Annotated in this window: 15 protein-coding genes, 3 tRNA genes, 1 pseudogene and 1 riboswitch; of the genes and pseudogenes, 9 read left to right on the plus strand and 10 right to left on the minus strand. The window is 40.6% G+C overall.

The genetic code is table 11. The features are described 5' to 3' along the window. Positions 1 to 173: 173 nt before the first annotated feature. Together xerC and BKG94_RS07940 are read right to left on the minus strand one after the other, a co-directional pair. Complete coding sequence (xerC, locus tag BKG94_RS07935) at positions 174 to 1,061, minus strand: tyrosine recombinase XerC (protein ID WP_077435996.1); 888 nt, start codon at positions 1,059 to 1,061, stop codon at positions 174 to 176. Then, entirely contained in the window at positions 1,061 to 1,495 is a 435-nt protein-coding gene (locus tag BKG94_RS07940) for a GNAT family N-acetyltransferase (RefSeq protein ID WP_077435998.1), read from the minus strand. The genes xerC and BKG94_RS07940 overlap by 1 nt, the downstream gene beginning before the upstream one ends. A gap of 172 nt (positions 1,496 to 1,667) precedes the next feature. Between BKG94_RS07940 and tpiA the strand changes: the two genes are divergently transcribed. Next, complete coding sequence (tpiA, locus tag BKG94_RS07945) at positions 1,668 to 2,435, plus strand: triose-phosphate isomerase (protein WP_077436000.1); 768 nt, start codon at positions 1,668 to 1,670, stop codon at positions 2,433 to 2,435. A gap of 50 nt (positions 2,436 to 2,485) precedes the next feature. On the opposite strand, the gene BKG94_RS07950 is transcribed toward tpiA, so the two are convergent. Further along, the gene (locus BKG94_RS07950; RefSeq protein ID WP_077436002.1) at positions 2,486 to 3,244 is read right to left on the minus strand and encodes a glycosyltransferase family 2 protein; all 759 of its coding nucleotides are present in this window, start codon (positions 3,242 to 3,244) and stop codon (positions 2,486 to 2,488) included. Between the two features lie 60 nt (positions 3,245 to 3,304). Here BKG94_RS07950 and waaA point away from each other — a divergent pair, with 60 nt between their 5' ends. The 7 genes from waaA (at position 3,305) to BKG94_RS07985 (ending at position 7,749) form a co-directional block, all read left to right on the plus strand. Then, entirely contained in the window at positions 3,305 to 4,588 is a 1,284-nt protein-coding gene (gene waaA, locus BKG94_RS07955; RefSeq protein ID WP_077436004.1) for a lipid IV(A) 3-deoxy-D-manno-octulosonic acid transferase, read from the plus strand. Then, on the plus strand, positions 4,585 to 5,064 hold the full coding sequence (coaD, locus tag BKG94_RS07960) for a pantetheine-phosphate adenylyltransferase (protein WP_077436006.1): 480 nt from the start codon (positions 4,585 to 4,587) through the stop codon (positions 5,062 to 5,064). Before waaA ends, coaD begins: the two co-directional genes overlap by 4 nt. Then, positions 5,052 to 5,264, plus strand: a complete 213-nt coding sequence (locus BKG94_RS07965) for a YceK/YidQ family lipoprotein (RefSeq protein WP_077436008.1) — start codon at positions 5,052 to 5,054, stop codon at positions 5,262 to 5,264. Before coaD ends, BKG94_RS07965 begins: the two co-directional genes overlap by 13 nt. Positions 5,265 to 5,269: 5 nt before the next feature. Beyond that, complete coding sequence (gene rep, locus BKG94_RS07970; RefSeq protein WP_077436062.1) at positions 5,270 to 7,282, plus strand: DNA helicase Rep; 2,013 nt, start codon at positions 5,270 to 5,272, stop codon at positions 7,280 to 7,282. Positions 7,283 to 7,427: 145 nt separating this feature from the next. After that, positions 7,428 to 7,520, plus strand: a tRNA-Ser gene (locus BKG94_RS07975). Positions 7,521 to 7,540: 20 nt separating this feature from the next. Further along, positions 7,541 to 7,617 (plus strand) — tRNA-Arg (locus BKG94_RS07980). Positions 7,618 to 7,672: 55 nt separating this feature from the next. Further along, positions 7,673 to 7,749: transfer RNA gene (locus BKG94_RS07985), tRNA-Arg, on the plus strand. A gap of 58 nt (positions 7,750 to 7,807) precedes the next feature. Here the strand turns inward: BKG94_RS07985 and BKG94_RS07990 are convergent. Next, the gene (locus BKG94_RS07990) at positions 7,808 to 8,491 is read right to left on the minus strand and encodes a metallophosphoesterase family protein (RefSeq protein ID WP_077436010.1); all 684 of its coding nucleotides are present in this window, start codon (positions 8,489 to 8,491) and stop codon (positions 7,808 to 7,810) included. A gap of 1 nt (position 8,492) precedes the next feature. Beyond that, positions 8,493 to 9,711: pseudogene (gene nadR / locus BKG94_RS07995) on the minus strand (multifunctional transcriptional regulator/nicotinamide-nucleotide adenylyltransferase/ribosylnicotinamide kinase NadR). After that, positions 9,706 to 9,875: riboswitch (FMN riboswitch) on the plus strand. Its footprint overlaps the pseudogene before it by 6 nt. An 88-nt stretch (positions 9,876 to 9,963) precedes the next feature. On the opposite strand from nadR, the gene ribB reads away from it, so the two are divergent. Then, a complete protein-coding gene (gene ribB / locus BKG94_RS08000) occupies positions 9,964 to 10,611 on the plus strand; it encodes a 3,4-dihydroxy-2-butanone-4-phosphate synthase (protein WP_077436014.1) in 648 nt (215 codons plus the stop codon). 63 nt (positions 10,612 to 10,674) lie between these two features. Here ribB and uhpC read toward each other — a convergent pair whose 3' ends face one another. The 5 genes from uhpC to xylF all read right to left on the minus strand — a co-directional run bounded on the left by uhpC (position 10,675) and on the right by xylF (position 17,081). Further along, a complete protein-coding gene (gene uhpC / locus BKG94_RS08005) occupies positions 10,675 to 12,000 on the minus strand; it encodes an MFS transporter family glucose-6-phosphate receptor UhpC (protein WP_077436016.1) in 1,326 nt (441 codons plus the stop codon). Between the two features lie 125 nt (positions 12,001 to 12,125). Continuing rightward, entirely contained in the window at positions 12,126 to 13,295 is a 1,170-nt protein-coding gene (locus tag BKG94_RS08010; protein WP_077436018.1) for a XylR family transcriptional regulator, read from the minus strand. Between the two features lie 99 nt (positions 13,296 to 13,394). Further along, positions 13,395 to 14,522, minus strand: coding sequence for a sugar ABC transporter permease (locus tag BKG94_RS08015; protein WP_077436020.1), 1,128 nt, complete (start codon positions 14,520 to 14,522; stop codon positions 13,395 to 13,397). 3 nt (positions 14,523 to 14,525) lie between these two features. Beyond that, positions 14,526 to 16,037, minus strand: a complete 1,512-nt coding sequence (gene xylG / locus BKG94_RS08020) for a D-xylose ABC transporter ATP-binding protein (protein ID WP_077436022.1) — start codon at positions 16,035 to 16,037, stop codon at positions 14,526 to 14,528. A 45-nt stretch (positions 16,038 to 16,082) separates the two neighbouring features. Continuing rightward, positions 16,083 to 17,081 (minus strand): D-xylose ABC transporter substrate-binding protein, encoded by a 999-nt coding sequence (gene xylF, locus BKG94_RS08025; protein WP_077436024.1) that lies wholly within the window; start codon positions 17,079 to 17,081, stop codon positions 16,083 to 16,085. Positions 17,082 to 17,294: the final 213 nt, after the last annotated feature.

Below are 17,294 nucleotides of genomic sequence, written 5' to 3' on the forward strand. Positions count from 1 at the left end.
AGGGCACCGCCAGGTTTTTTATTTTAATCCCGAAGTTGATAGGCTTTGGGATTTTTTATATTTACGACATAAAGTCATCCCCTGAGCCGAAAGGTTCGGGGGATTTTGCTTTTTTGGCTATTGCTAATTGCTATGTGTGGGGAGTTAAAATTCCTTATCAAATTAACTGCACTTTACTTTTTACGTTTAGCACGAGGATGTGCTTGATCGTAAACCTCTGCAAGGTGTTGAAAATTAAGATGGGTGTAAATTTGTGTGGTTGAAAGGTTACTATGCCCAAGTAATTCTTGCACCGCTCGGAGATCAGAGCTGGCTTCTAGCATATGAGTTGCAAAGGAATGACGGAGTTTGTGTGGGTTTAGGTGACTGTTTAGCCCTTGGCGAATTCCCCAAGTTTCCAAACGTTTTTGGATGGACCGATGAGAAATACGGTTTCCTAATTGACTGACAAATAGTGCCTCATCTTTCGGATTAAATAATAACCGCACTTTTAACCATTGTTGTAGGGCGTGTGAGGCATAACGCCCAAAAGGTACAATACGCTCCTTGTTACCTTTTCCTAATACTCGAACTTCACGGGTGCGTGTATTAATACTGCTTAAATCTAATCCTTGTATCTCTGATAAACGTAACCCGGAACTATACATTAATTCTAAAATGGCACGATCGCGGATATCTATCGGCTCTTTGCTGTCATTGGCAAGAAGCTGTTGGATTTGGTCGCCATCAATATTTTTGGGTAAACGTTTACTTTGTTTAGGTGCTGAAATTCCCGTGGTAGGGTTGGCTTTCAATTTGCCTTGCTGCACTAAATAGCTCAAAAACATTCGAAGGGCGGAAAGACGCAATGCTAAACTTTTTTCTTGAAGACCTTCTTTCTTGCTTTGAGCCAATATAAAACGCACGATGCTAGGGGTAATTTGTTGCCACTGTTGGATACCCTGTGTGGTTAGTAGGGTTAATACAGCATTAAGCTGCCGTTGATAATTGGCAAGAGTATGTGGACTGACTTGACGCTCAATACGCAAATAATCCCAGTAAGATTGAAGATCTGTAAGCATTATAAGGTTAATTCAAATAGACTTTTTTTCGGATTTAATCTGAAACCTTCTTGTTCTAATAATTCACGTTGCGCTTGCCCTAACTCAGCGACCAAGCGATTTGATTGCGTATAAAGTACAAAATCTTTTGCTTTGGAGATTAGTGCGGTATAGATTTCAGTTTGCATAGAGCAATTCACAACATAGATATCTGTCAGCTGCCAATAGCGTTGTAATTGGAGGGAGGATAGACGCGGGTAAAGTTGAATAAATCCAACAGCTTCATCTTGTGAATTTACGGCAATAAAAAAGAGGCTTTCATTAAAGCGGATACGGTTGGTTAAGAATGTTAAAGTGCGGTCAGGATTTTCAGTCATTCCATTGGCAAGACGGTAATGTTCAAAAAGGGGCAAAAGCACCTCAATGTTCCATTGTTCAGCTTTAAAAATCTTCATTTTAATAAAACCGGTTACTTTCTATGATTTCTATAGAATAGATTGTAGCTTTTTCAGATTGAAGAATCACGCACTCAGGAAAAAATTTTTAAAATTTGTGATTTTGAACAAAGAATCAAGACGAAAATTTGGTATAGTAACTCCATTTGTTAATTAATATGGAGAAACACAAATGGCACGTCGTCCTTTAGTAATGGGTAACTGGAAATTAAATGGTAGTAAAGCTTTTACCAAAGAATTAATCGAAGGTTTAAAAGCAGAATTAGCTAATGTGAATGGTTGTGATGTCGCAATCGCTCCTCCGGTGATGTACTTAGCAGAAGCAGAAACAGCTCTCGCTGGTAGTAAAATTGTGCTTGGCGCACAAAATGTAGATGTGAATGTGAAAGGGGCATTTACCGGTGATATTTCAACGGAAATGTTAAAAGATTTTGGTGCAAAATATATTATTATTGGCCATTCTGAGCGTCGCACTTATCACAAAGAAAGTGATGAATTTATTGCGAAAAAATTTGCTGCATTAAAAGAAGCGGGTTTAGTACCTGTATTATGTATCGGTGAATCTGAAGAGGAAAACGAAGCAGGTAAAACCGAAGAAGTATGCGCTCGTCAAATTGATGCAGTCATCAACGCACTGGGCGTGGAAGCTTTTAACGGTGCAGTGATTGCTTATGAGCCAATTTGGGCAATTGGTACCGGTAAATCCGCGACTCCGGCACAGGCACAAGCCGTTCACGCCTTTATTCGTGGTCACATTGCGGCTAAATCTCAAGCGGTGGCAGATCAAGTGATCATCCAATATGGTGGCTCTGTTAATGATGCAAATGCAGCGGAATTATTTACTCAACCTGATATTGATGGGGCATTAGTGGGTGGTGCATCACTTAAAGCGCCGGCATTTGCCGTGATTGTAAAAGCGGCAGCGGCGGCAAAAAATTAGTTTTTTATCGTTAGAAATGAAAAAGTGCGGTTAATTTTAACCGCACTTTTTTAATGCTGCTCTCTTTCCCATAAATCGGCATATTTCACAAAGGTGGAATGGGCAGAAAGTATAGCCAGTAAAAAACCTTGTCTTCCGTCCAAAAAACCGGCTTTTAAAAAGTACATTTTCATAAAACAGCCGATCCCATGGCTTATTCCTTGCCAAAGCGTTGCTTTTTTTCCTTTTGCTTGGCGTTGATCTGCCCATGCTTTGGCATAACCGGCTGATTTTACTAAATAATGATGAAGATTTTTGTAAGTGAAATGTTCTAAATCACCTGTTAATTGCTCAATGCGGGTATTTTTCGGATAACACACTTTCTCATGAACTAAAGCATCATTATAACCGGCATAATCGGTGCGGTATAAACGAACGACATAGTCAGGATACCAGCCGGAATGGCGAATTTTTCGCCCGAACACCTCGCTGATGCGTGGAATTTCAAACACTGTATTTTCCGGGTTTTGCTGTACGGCACCTTGGATTGATTGGCGTAATTCCGGTGTGATACGTTCATCGGCATCTAACCAAAGTACATAGTCGGAAGTGACATATTGTTGGGCAATTTGACGTTGTTTACCGAAGCCCGGCCAATCGGTATTTTCATAGAATTTTGCCCCATAGCTTAGTGCAATTTCCTTTGTATTATCGGTACTGCCAGAATCTAAAATGATGATTTCATCTACCCAATCTTTGACTGTCTCTAAGCATAATGCAAGATCTTGCCCTTCATTTTTTACAATCATTGCAACGCTAATTGTTGGCATATTTTGATTCCTTTTTTGCTATACTACTAAAAATTTTTCAAGTATAACCGAATTTAGTTTATGTGGCGTTTTTTTTATACCGCTCTAATGTACCTGATTCAGCCATTAGTGCTACTTTTTATGTGGATGAGAGGGTTTAAAGCACCGGATTATCGTAAAAGATGGGGAGAGCGCTATGGTTTTTATCACCATTTAACCGCTCCTTCTCCTCATGGCATTGTGGTTCATGCGGCTTCTGTTGGCGAAGTGATAGCCGCAACGCCTTTAGTGCGCCGCATTCAGAAGGATTATCCTGATTTATCCATTACGTTTACCACTGTGACACCAACCGGTTCCGAACGTGTTAAGGCTGCCTTTGGTGAGAGCGTGACCCACTGCTATTTACCTTATGATCTCCCTTTCTCGATTAATCGTTTCATTGATTTTATTCAACCAAAACTTTGTATTGCTATTGAAACTGAGTTGTGGCCGAATTTAATTCAGCAACTATATCACCGAGATCTTCCTTTTATTGTGGCAAATGCCCGTTTGTCTTCCCGTTCTGCGAGGCGTTATGGAAAAGTACGGCCTCGTTTACAAAATATGTGGTCTCAAATTAGTTTGATTGCCCCGCAAGATCAAATTAGTGAAAGACGTTTTCTTGAACTAGGTTATCCCCAAGAGAAACTTAAACTTACGGGTAATATTAAATATGATTTAACGGTGAACCAAGCGTTACTTGAGCAAATTAAAATGTTGCGTGAACAATGGGCACAAGCACGCCAAATTTGGATTGCAGCAAGTACGCATGAAGGGGAAGAAGAAATTATTTTGCAGACACATCGTCAACTGCTTGAAAAATACCCTAATCTCCTTTTATTACTGGTGCCACGTCATCCTGAACGATTTAACTCCGTTGCCGCCTTGATCAAAAAGGAAAAATTTCAATTTATTCGTCGTTCGACCGGTGAATTGCCGAATGCAAATACTCAGCTGATTTTAGGCGATACGATGGGAGAAATGATGTTGATGTATGGTATTTCTGACATTGCTTTTGTGGGGGGGAGTCTTGTCAAACATGGCGGACATAACCCTCTTGAACCGCTGGCATTTAAAATTCCGGTGATTAGTGGAAAGCATACCTTTAATTTTCCTGAGGTTTTTAGAACGCTTGTTGAAATGCAGGGAGTATTAGAGGTTAATTCAACGGTTAAAGCGTTAGAGAGAGCGGTGGAAGCATTACTTAGCTCAAAAGAAGCCCGCTTGCGTTTGGGTCATGCCGGCTATGAAGTATTAATGGAAAATAGAGGCGCATTATCACGTTTATTTGATTTATTAAAGCCTTATTTGGAGCGTAAAGTATGACAGCGGTAATCTATCCCGGCACTTTTGATCCCATCACAAACGGGCATTTGGATATTATTGAGCGAAGTGCGGTCATTTTTCCCAAAGTTTTCGTGGCAGTGGCGAATAGCCCAAGTAAAAAACCATTATTTTCTTTGGATGAACGAGTGGAACTTGCCCGACAATCCGTTGCTCATTTAGCGAATGTGGAAGTCTTTGGTTTTTCCGATTTGTTGGCGAATGTCATTAAAGCCTATGATATTACAGCGATTATCCGAGGGGTGCGTACTACAACAGATTTTGAATACGAACTCCAACTTGCGTCCCTTAATCGGCTTCTCACAAAGGGGGTTGAAAGCCTGTTCTTTCCACCTACCGAAAAGTGGGCTTTTGTTTCATCGACTATCGTGCGTGAAATTTATTTACATGGTGGCGATGTGGCTGAGCTCGTGCCAACGACAGTCTTCAATACTTTGCAAACGCGATGCGAAAAATAGCCTTTATTTTAACCGCACTTTTTGCCTTATCCGGTTGTGGCACCGTGGTGAAATTGGTTGACCCTTCGCAAGATTATACCGCCTATGCCGGTGTCGCCTACGATCTGGAAATGGCACAGAAATGGGGCTTACCGATTTTGGATTTGCCTCTCTCCTTTTTACTCGATACTGTTTTACTGCCCTACGCATGGGCTCAATAACAATGATGAAACTGAATCCCCAACAACAACACGCAGTAGAATATGTGACCGGCCCTTGTTTGGTGCTTGCCGGTGCAGGTTCCGGTAAAACGCGTGTCATTATTAACAAAATTGCCCATTTGATTGAAAAGCGCAGTTATTCGCCGAAACAGATTGCAGCGGTCACTTTCACCAATAAAGCGGCGCGGGAAATGAAAGAGCGGGTGGCGCATTCCATCGGAAAAGAACAATCGAAAGGGCTGACGGTTTCCACCTTTCATACCCTCGGTTTTGACATCATCAAACGGGAATACAAGGCATTGGGTTTCAAAGCCAATATGACATTGTTTGATGAACAGGATCAATTTGCTTTATTAAAAGAACTCACCGCAGATGTATTGAAAGAAGACAAAGATCTTCTGCGTGAATTAATTTCTGTGATTTCCAATTGGAAAAATGATTTAGTTTCACCAAAGCAAGCCTATGCCTTAGCACGGGATGGGAAATATCAAACCTTTGCCAAATGTTACGAACGTTATGCGGCACAAATTCGTGCTTATAATGCCTTGGATTTTGACGATTTGATTATGCTCCCGACTTTATTATTCAAACAAAATGAAGAAGTGCGGTCAAAATGGCAGGAAAAAATTCGCTATTTATTGGTGGATGAATATCAAGATACTAACACTAGCCAATATGAATTGATTAAATTGTTGGTGGGGGAACGAGCCTGTTTTACCGTGGTGGGCGATGATGACCAATCTATCTATTCTTGGCGTGGAGCAAAACCGGAAAATATGGAGCGTTTGCGTGATGATTTTCCTCATTTACAAGTGATTAAATTGGAACAAAATTACCGTTCCACCCAGCGTATTTTGCATTGTGCCAACATCTTGATTGATAACAATCAACACGTGTTCGACAAAAAATTGTTTTCTAACATCGGTGAGGGGGAAAAATTGCTGGTGATTGAAGCGAAGAATGAAGAACACGAAGCCGAACGCATTGTGGCTGAATTAATCGCTCATCGTTTTAGTCGCAAGACAAAATATAAGGATTACGCGATTTTGTATCGTGGTAATCACCAATCCCGTTTGTTGGAAAAGGTACTGATGCAAAACCGTATTCCCTATAAAATTTCCGGTGGCACCTCTTTTTTCTCTCGTGCGGAAATTAAGGATATGATGGCGTATTTGCGTTTAGTGGTGAACCAAGATGACGATGCGGCATTTTTGCGTATCGTCAATACGCCAAAGCGTGAGATCGGCACGGCAACTTTACAAAAACTGGGCGAGCTTGCACAGGAAAAACACATTAGCTTGTTTGAGGCGATTTTTGAGTTTGAACTTATTCAACGAGTGACACCGAAAGCCTATGATGCGCTGCAAAAATTTGGTCGTTGGATAGTTGAATTAAATGATGAAGTGCAACGTTCGGAGCCGGAAAGAGCCGTGCGTGCAATGTTGTCTGCCATTCATTATGAAGAATATTTATACGAATATGCCACCACGCCAAAAGCCGCAGAGATGCAAAGTAAAAATGTCGCCACATTGTTTGATTGGGTTGCGGATATGTTGAAAGGCAATGAAACCAACGAACCGATGAATCTCAATCAAGTGGTCACCCGTTTGACTTTGCGTGATATGTTGGAGCGGAGCGAAGATGATGAGGAAAGTGACCAAGTCCAGTTGATGACGTTACATGCCTCAAAAGGACTAGAATTTCCCTACGTGTACTTGATCGGTATGGAAGAAGGCATTTTGCCACATCAAACCAGTATTGATGAAGATAATGTAGAAGAAGAACGCCGTTTGGCTTATGTGGGGATCACCAGGGCACAGAGGGAGCTGACGTTTTCCCTATGCCGAGAACGCCGTCAATATGGAGAGCTGATTCGCCCGGAACCGAGCCGATTTTTAGCCGAATTACCGAACGACGATGTGCTTTGGGAACGGGATAAACCTCAGCTTACCGCAGAACAGAAACAACAACAGACGGAAAGTCAGCTGGATCGTCTCCGTGCCATTTTAAATGGCTAGAAGTGCGGTCGGAAAAAGGAAAGTTTTTCTAAGCGCACTTTATTTGCACAATATGAAGATAAAATATTCAAATACATTACCTTTTTCAAAAAAGGGTTTGACATATTTTCAAAAAAACGTATTATACCGCCCACACACCGATTGTGGTGAGATGGCCGAGAGGCTGAAGGCGCTCCCCTGCTAAGGGAGTATGGGGTCAAAAACTCCATCGAGGGTTCGAATCCCTCTCTCACCGCCATTTGTGGTTTTATTTATTCTGCACCCGTAGCTCAGCTGGATAGAGTACTCGGCTACGAACCGAGCGGTCAGAGGTTCGAATCCTCTCGGGTGCGCCATTTTAAAGCGGCTCTATCTTTTTTAAATGGTCAAGAATAACTAAAACATCACTACGCACCCGTAGCTCAGCTGGATAGAGTACTCGGCTACGAACCGAGCGGTCAAAGGTTCGAATCCTTTCGGGTGCGCCATTTCCCTTTTATCTTTCGTTTTTAATAATTTCCACTCATAATTTAGTTAGAAGGTGTTTTATCTTCCTTCACGATCATCAATATTTTTCAATAAATAATTTCCATCGACATCAGCAAGGCTACGGAATCCCACATTTGTAATTTTGTAAGAATGCTGGGTTTTATAAATAAAATTATCGTGGTGATGTCCGTGAAAAATATGTTTTACGCCCATTTTTTCTGCAAGCCCGTTAATCACTTGAAAACCCATTGGATGGGGTTTAGGCGCTTCATGGCAGATTAAAATATCTGCTTTTTCATTTTCCAGCGCCTCGATATCTGAAGGAAAAATAGAAGTGCGATGACGCAGTGGCACGCCACCACGCCAAATTTTTTCCTGAGGGCTATATTGGCAATAATGAATGGGATCAAAAAACATTGGACGATTTGGCGGCATCCAGATTTGACCTCGGAATACGCCGCCTAATCCGGCAATACGGACACCTTGAATTTCCTTTACACGATTATGTAAATTGCACTGTTTCCATTCCGATCCCCAAATAGCATCAAAGGCTTCGACCGTTTTACTGTCGTGATTACCATGAATAAACCAGATATCACAGTACTGTGCCAGTTTTTCCAATTCATCAGGTGAAGAAAGTTGTAAGTCACCCAAAATAATCAGAGCAACGTTGTCGTTTTTTTGTACAAAAGGATAGAGATGTTCATAACTTCCGTGTGGATCACCTGCAAATAGAATCATCTTATTTACTCTTTAATGTTTTCGGACCGTTTTGTAAATTATCCAATTCTTCTTCATTTAATATTTTTTCAATCACTGATTTCACTTGATTGTAGCGCTCTAAATAGCTTGGTGATTCAATTTCAATGTAAGGCACTTTGTATTTATCTAACAATTTTTTAAGCAATTGTTGGAATTGTTGACGTTGTTTTTGAGATCCTAAACTGCGTAAACCGTCATCCACCCACTTGGTGTTATTTTTTAGCAAAATGGTGACATCAAAGGGGTATTCTTTGATCATGGAATCAAGGAAAGGGTGGGCTTTTCCTTCGTATTGAATACAAAATGCTTGTGTAGTAATAAAATCCGTATCAATAAAGGCGATTTTATGTGCGTGGCGAACCGCATAATCAATGTAACGCTGGTGCCCTAATGCCATTTGCGGATAGTCTGAATACTGCATAGCTTGCTCATCACCGCCCAGTTTTTCAAACACGAACTCACGCCCGTATTCCCATGCAGATGTGGTGTTAAATACCGCAGCCAGTTTATTCACCAGCACACTTTTACCGCTGCTTTCCCCGCCTAAAATGGCGACGGTTTTGGCAAAAAACGGACGAACTTCTTTCGGAATAAATTTCCAATATTGGAAAGGGGTGGTGCGTATTTTGGTTGCTGACACATTAAAGAACGTACGGTCAGGATCCACCAAAGAGACTTCTAAACCCAAATATTTTTCGTAAGGGGCTTTATCCTGTGGTTCACTGCTGAAAACCACGGCGGGCTCAAATCCTTTTTCTTTGAACAGGTTTTTTACTGCTTCGCTCCAAGCCTGCCAACCATTAGGATAGCTCGGAATACCGTCTTCAATTAAATGGTGGATAAAAATCTGATTTTTTTGATATTTGAAGATTTGCTGCATCCAACGTAAACGATCTTGCACGGTAGGCATACGTTTCATTTTGCTATCATAAAAGAGCTTCAAATCACGTTCGGTATCGCTACACACTATCACGTGCAATTCATCGACTTTACTAAACGCTTCATAAATCATATTAATATGACCGGTATGGACGGGATAAAACTTCCCGAAAATAACACCGACTTTTTTCTCTTGGATTGCTGACATGCTTTACCTGCCAATCACATAAGGATTAAGTAGGCGTATTGTAGGATAAATGCAAATATTTTTCACGTTCTGATTTTTTACTTAATGATTTTAGGCTATACTCTACGCGCATTCTCAGGGCAGGGTGAAATTCCCTACCGGCGGTAAAGCCCGCGAGCACTTAAAAGTGCGGTCAATTTTTAGTAAGCATTTTTTGACGCATTAAACACTTTTAAGGTTAGCAGATTTGGTGTAATTCCAAAGCCGACAGTAAAGTCTGGATGAAAGAGAATAAAGCGGATTGGGTTGCCAAGCCGTTCTTTTTATTTGCATTTCTCAGCCCTGATTCTGGTTAATTTTAATCTAAGAAATAAAGGAAATTACGATGAATCAGTCCATTTTATTCCCATTCGGTACAACCGCCGAAGAACGTGTAGCCAACGCCATTCAAGCATTCAAAAAAGGGAATGGTGTATTGGTTTTAGATGATGAAAATCGCGAAAACGAAGGGGATTTAATCTTCCCGGCGGAAACCATCACCACCGAGCAAATGGCGAAATTAATTCGTTACGGCAGCGGTATCGTGTGTCTGTGTATTACGGAAGAACGTTGCCAACAACTTGATTTACCGCCGATGGTGGAAAACAACAATAGCGTGAACAAAACTGCTTTTACCGTGACTATTGAAGCTGCGAAAGGCGTATCCACCGGGGTATCTGCCGCTGATCGGGTTACCACGATTCAAGCTGCGGTTGCGGATAATGCTGTACCTGCGGATTTACATCGCCCCGGCCATATTTTCCCGCTTCGTGCGGTAAATGGTGGCGTACTTGCTCGCCGTGGACACACAGAAGCCTCTGTGGATCTTGCCCGCCTTGCAGGTTTTAAAGCAGCAGGGGTGATTTGTGAAATCACCAATGATGACGGCACCATGGCACGAGCACCGGAAGTTATTGAATTTGCACAAAAATTTGGTTATGTAGTGCTGACGATAGAAGATTTGGTCGAATATCGCTTGGCGCATCAGGTTTAATCTAACAAAAAAGAGCGGTCAAAATTCTCTCAGATTTTTAACCGCTCTTTGTTTTTGATCTCTTTATGCTGAAACTTTATTTTTCTTAAGTTGTAAGAAATAGACAAGTACAAGCAATAACGCACAGCCTAGTGATACGATAAAGAGACTACCGAAGAAACCGTTCCAGTGTAAGGATTGGATAATCCATGCGAGTGGTGCGCCGGCTGCTGCGGCACCAATGTAGGCGAATAAGCTCACAAAGCCGGTAGAGGATCCTGAGGCATATTTATGGGAGTTTTCGGCAGCTGCCATGGCGATTAAGAATTGTGGTCCGAAAATAAAGAATCCTATTAAGAAGAATAGCCCGCTCATAATAATATAGTTATCACTTGGAATGAACCATAGTGCGAGAGATGTAGAGATAATGCCAAGCACATAAATAATGTTCATTTGAGTACGATTACCATTGAAGAACTTATCCGATCCCCATCCGGCAAACAATGCTCCTAAAAAACCGCCGACTTCAAAGAATGAAACGGCAGAGTTGGCTTTTAATAAATCATAACCATGAGTTTCTGTTAAATAGAGATTTCCCCAGTCATTAATACCGGTACGGATGATATAAATAAAGCACCAAGAAAATGCTAATGCCCAAATAATGCTATTTTTGAATACGTAGGTTTTGAGAATTTCCCAGTTAGATAAACCTAACCCTTCATTCTCATGCTCTTTTTCAGCGATATCATCGCGCCATTCACCGACAGTGGGTAAACCCATTGAAGAAGGGCGATCACGCAATAAGAAACACAAAGCAAATCCAAGAACACAAGCAATAATCCCCGGTACGATCATGCCATAACGCCATCCCCAATAAAGAGTGACAGCACCGGCTAAGAGAGGAATTAGCGCACCACCAAGATTATGTGAAGTGTTCCAGATCGCCCACCATAAACCGCGTTCATTACGTGAGTACCAAGTGTTTAAAATTTTAGAACAAGGTGGCCACCCCCAACCTTGGAAGAATGCATTAATCATCCAAAGTGTAATGAACATAAAGACGGATGAACTCATTCCAAACAGGATATTTACCACACCGGTCATCATTAATCCGATGCCCATAAAGTAGCGGGGATTAGAACGATCACTAAGTACGCCAGATAAGAATTTGGATACACCATAAGTAAGGTAAAACGCTGTACCCATAATTCCAATATCTGCTTTTTGTAAACCTAAATCTGTCAACATTGCCGGCATAACAAAGTTAAAACTTTTTCTTGTGAAATAGAATACGGCATAGCCTATATAGCTTGTGATCATCAAATGCAGCCGCCAATAACGGTAGGTTTTATCTATTTCTTCTTTAGATTTTGTGACCGGTAAATCCGGTGGGACACTAAAAATACTCATAATGATCTCCTTGTATATTATTTGTACTACTAAAGTGTTAGTGTAGTGCAAATAGGAGAATAAAAAATAGAGATAGATCAAGTTTTAAGGATTTAGAAAAGAGCGGTCAAAATTCTCTCAGATTTTTAACCGCACTTATTCTGTCTAAATTCTCTTGGTGTCATGCCAAATTCTTTTTTAAATACGGAATAAAAGTATTGAATGGAAGGATAACCGCAGATTTCGGAAATTTCTTGAATAGAGATATCTGTTTGTTGTAACAAATTCTTGGCTCGGGAAATTTTTTCTTCGTGAATAACCTGATGGATGGTTTTATTCATCGAATTTTTGAAACGCTGCTCAAGATTAGAACGTGATGTTTCAAGATGATCCAATACCTGTTCCACTTTTATGCCTTGGCACGCACGATGGCGAATATAATGCATCGCTTGCATTACGAGGGGATCATGTAGCGATCGATAATCGGTGGAGTTTCTCGAGTGTATGGTGATAGGTGGAATTAAAATCGGCGTATGAGGGACTTTTTGCCCGTTTAGCTGCCGATGTAGCAATTTGGCGGCTTGGTAGCCAATTTCCCGAGTGCCTTGTTCGACAGAGGAAAGGGAGACTCGAGATAGATACTGAATCAATTCCTCATTATCAATACCCACTACGCAAAGTTCTTCCGGGACGGCGATTTTGCTGTATTCGCAAGCTTGTAACAAATGGCGTGCTCGTGCATCTGTCACTGCCACAATTCCGGTATGAGGAGGAAGACGTTTTAACCAATCAACCAGTTTGGCTTGTTCCGATAACCAATTTTGTGCATCAATTTGTCCGCCCTCATAGAGATGAAGTGGATAATGATTTTTTTCCATTAATTCAATAAACGCATTCTTTCGTTCCCTCGACCAATGCTTTTCGGCTTCTACTTGGATTCCGTAAAAAGCAAATTGAGACAAGCCTTTTTGTTGAAGGTGTGAAAGGGCGAGTTCAACGAGGGCGAAATTATCGGTTGCAACATAGGGAAAGTGCGGATAAAAATGAGGCTGTTTATAAGAGCCGCCAACGGCAATCGTCGGAATTTTGGTATGTTCAAGTAACTCCGCCGTTTTAGGATCATCAAAATCGGCAATAATGCCGTCAATAGATAAATGGTTTATGCTGTCAGCATGGTAAATAAATTCATCTTCTACGAAAATATCCCACGTACATTGTGAAGCCTGAATATATTGCCCAATACCTTCCACCACTTGTCTATCGTACACTTTATTGGCATTAAATAAGAGTGCGATTTTGTAGTATTGTTCCGCCATTGTTTTGTCCGTTGATTGGGTTGTGAGAAATATAGCGGAAAATGGATTTTTATAAAAGTGCGGATAGAAAAATCGCCATTTTTCAATGGCGATAATATGTTACATTTTTTTCTTGCTACTGGTATCAATCCATACGGCAAGTAATAAAATTGCCCCTTTTACGATATATTGCCAGAAGGTCGGGACATCAAGCATACTCATGCCGTTATCTAATAATGCGATAATCAATGCTCCAATGACCACACCGAAGACACTCCCGATACCTCCCGCCAAACTCGCGCCGCCAATGACACAAGCGGCAATGGCATCTAATTCGGCATTTTGTCCGGCAGAAGGTGAACCTGCACCTAAACGGGCACTTAAAATTAATCCTGCGATGGCGACCAATACGCCGTTCATGGCAAAGATGATCAGTTTGGTTTTTTCCACGTTAATGCCGGATAATTTTGCTGCATCAATATTTCCCCCAATGGCGTAAACGTGGCGACCAAAGGCGGTTTTACGGGAGAGAAATAACCCAAATATAGCGAGAACGGCAAGCACTAATACAGGGAATGGAATACCACGATAATCGTTTAATAAATAAATGGCACCTAATACAATGATGGCAAACAAGGCATATTTTGAAAAATCTTTTGATAGAGGAGGAACGTTAAGTTGAAGCTGCTGGCGGCTTTTGCGTTGGTAATTTCCCCAGAGAACAAAACCAATGACCGCTATTCCGCCAAGTATGAATCCGGTCATATCGGAAAGGTAACCTTGTCCAATGACTGTCATTGAACCGCTAATCGGAGATACGGTTGTTCCATTGGTGAGACCGATTAAAATTCCACGGAATGCGAGATAACCTGCGAGGGTGACAATAAATGAAGGGACTTTACGATAGGCAACCCACCAACCGTTCCAAATACCGAAGAGTAAACCTAAAGCAAGGGTGGCGATGATTGTGACCGGTAATGGCAATCCCCACCATACATCTGCGATGGCGGCAAATCCCCCTAATAGTCCCATTAGAGAACCAACGGATAAATCAATTTCGGCAGAGATAATGACAAATACCATGCCAATGGCAAGAATACCCGTGATTGATGTTTGACGCAGTAGATTAGAAATATTTCGTGCACTTAAATAAGCACCGTCCGTTGTAATAGTGAAAAATACCATAATCACCGCTATGGCAATTAACATAATATAAACTTGTAAGTTTACGGATTTTAACTTAAACATAGATTACTCCTTAAGCGCGGTTTCCATTACTTGTTCTTGCGTGAGTCCGTTATTGACCAGACTGGCTTTGAGTTTACCTTGGTGCATTACGAGAACTCGGTCACTAATGCCCAACACTTCTGGCAATTCGGAGGAAATAACAATAATAGCCATTCCTTCTTTAGCTAATTGGTTGATTAATTTATAGATTTCATATTTTGCACCAACATCAATCCCTCGTGTCGGCTCGTCTAAAATAAGAATTTTAGGATTGAGTAATAAGCATTTTGCCAAAATGGCTTTTTGTTGGTTTCCACCGCTTAACCGTCCGATAGGAAGTTCCGGAGACGAAGTTTTCACTTTCAATTGTTCAATCGCAGAGCCAATAACCTTTTCCTCTTTTGCATCATTGACGACGATTTTGCCAAAACAATATTCTTTTAACGATGAAAGTGTAATGTTTTTGCCAACGCCCATAATAGAGACGATACCGTGTTTTTTCCGATCTTCCGGAACCATCATCATTTTATGTGCAATAGCCTGCTCACAATTTTTGATCTGCACTTGTTTCTGATGAATGAAAATCTTTCCTTCATATTTACCTTGGTAAGATCCGAATAAGCATTGCACCATCTCTGTGCGACCGGAACCTACAAGCCCGGCAATACCAAGAATTTCTCCGGAATGAAGGTTAAAACTTACATTATTCACACGTTTAATATGTGTATTGATAGGATGCCAGGCAGAAAGATTTTCAACCCGTAAAATTTCGTCTTTAATTTCGTGAGGCTCATGAGGGTAGAGAGAAGTGATTTCCCTTCCCACCATCATGGTGATAATGTCATCTTCACTCATTGTGTCGGCATTTTTTGTTCCGATATGTTCACCATCTCGAATGACACAGATTTTGTCAGAAATTTCTTTTACTTCATTTAACTTGTGGGAAATATAGATACAGGCAATATTATGTGCTTTTAAATCTTTAACGAGCGTTAATAGAATGGCTGTTTCTTTTTCGGTTAATGAGGCGGTAGGCTCATCAAGAATTAATAATCTCACTTGTTTATTTAGTGCTTTTGCAATTTCAACCAATTGCTGTTGACCAAGCCCTAATTCTCCCACACGGGTATTAGGATCAATATCTAATTGAACCTGTTGCAGTAATGTTTTACAGCGTAGATACATTTCATTATCTGCGGTGATACACTTATGTGTCACTTCGTTACCCAAAAAGATATTTTCTAACACTGACATATTTTTAACCAGAGTGAGCTCCTGATGAATAATGGAAATGCCTTTTTCCTCCGTCTCCTTGATATTTTTGGCTTTTAATTCACTTTCTGAAAAATAAATATTGCCACTGTAATCCCCATAAGGATAAATACCGCAAAGCACTTTCATTAGTGTGGATTTCCCTGAACCGTTTTCACCACATAAGGACAGGATTTCCCCGGCTTCAAGCTCAATGGAAATATCGCGGAGTGCGGTCACATCACCAAATTTTTTTGTGATGTTTCTCATTTCTAACAATGCCATAGCTATACTCCCTAAAGAATAGGGGAAGAAACTTCCCCTTTAAACCTATTGATAAATGCTTTCTTTTGTATGGAAACCGTCTTTAATGATCGTTTCATCAATATTGGTTTTATCAACGGCAATCGGATCAAGTAAATAAGCAGGGACGTTTTTAAGTCCGTTATTCAGTTCTGCATTGGATTCAACTTTCTCGTTTTTACCTAGCTGTACTGCGATTTGAGCAGCTTTATCTGCGAGTTTTGTAATAGGTTTATAAACGGTCATGGTTTGTGAGCCGTTGACGATACGTTTAATCGCAGCTAAATCCGCATCTTGACCTGAAATAGTGACTTTACCTGACAATCCTTGTGCACTTAATGCCTGAATTGCTCCACCGGCGGTCGCATCATTTGAAGCAACAACGGCATCAATATTATTTTTATTGGCGGTGAGTGCGTTTTCCATAATTTGCAATGCTTTTTCGGCAAGCCAAGAATCGACCCATTGATCGCCAACCACTTTAATTTTCCCTGTTTTAATTAAAGGGTCTAAGACTTTCATTTGCCCTTTTCTAAACAATTTTGCATTGTTATCGACCGGTGAGCCGCCCATTAAGAAATAATTACCTTCCGGTTTTACTGCGACAATGCTTTTGGCTTGTAATTCCCCCACTTTTTCATTATCAAAAGAAACATAGAAATCTAATTCAGCATTGTTAATTAAGCGATCATAAGCCAATACTTTAATGCCTTCTTTTTTCGCTTCGGCAATGACATTGCTCAATACTTCACCGTTGTGCGGAATAATCACTAAGACATCAATGTCTTTATTGATCATATTTTCAATTTGAGAAATTTGTGCCGAATCATCACCGTTCGCAGATTGTACGAAAACTTTTGCGCCCATAGACTCTGCTTTTTTGACGAAAATATCACGGTCTTTTTGCCATCTTTCTAGGCGTAAATCATCAATAGATAAACCGATTTTAAGATCTTTGGAATAGGCAGAACTACTCAATACCGTTAATGCCGCTGCAAGGGTGAGTAAAGCTGATTTAATTTTCATACTGATACCTCAATAGTTAATTGAATAGAAGGTAGAGCGATTGCTCCGATAGTTAGTTTTCTTCTTTTAACCCTCTCTTTCAATTATAAAATCTTTCACTATTATTACGTTTTTTCACAATTGTGATCTATGCCACAATTGCAAATTATCGCCATTGGAAAACAAAATAACGTAATTGATGAGGACGGTGTTTTTCATAAAAATACAGAAAAT

The sequence above is a fragment of the Rodentibacter ratti genome (genome assembly GCF_002000485.1).
GTDB classification, from domain to species: domain Bacteria; phylum Pseudomonadota; class Gammaproteobacteria; order Enterobacterales; family Pasteurellaceae; genus Rodentibacter; species Rodentibacter ratti.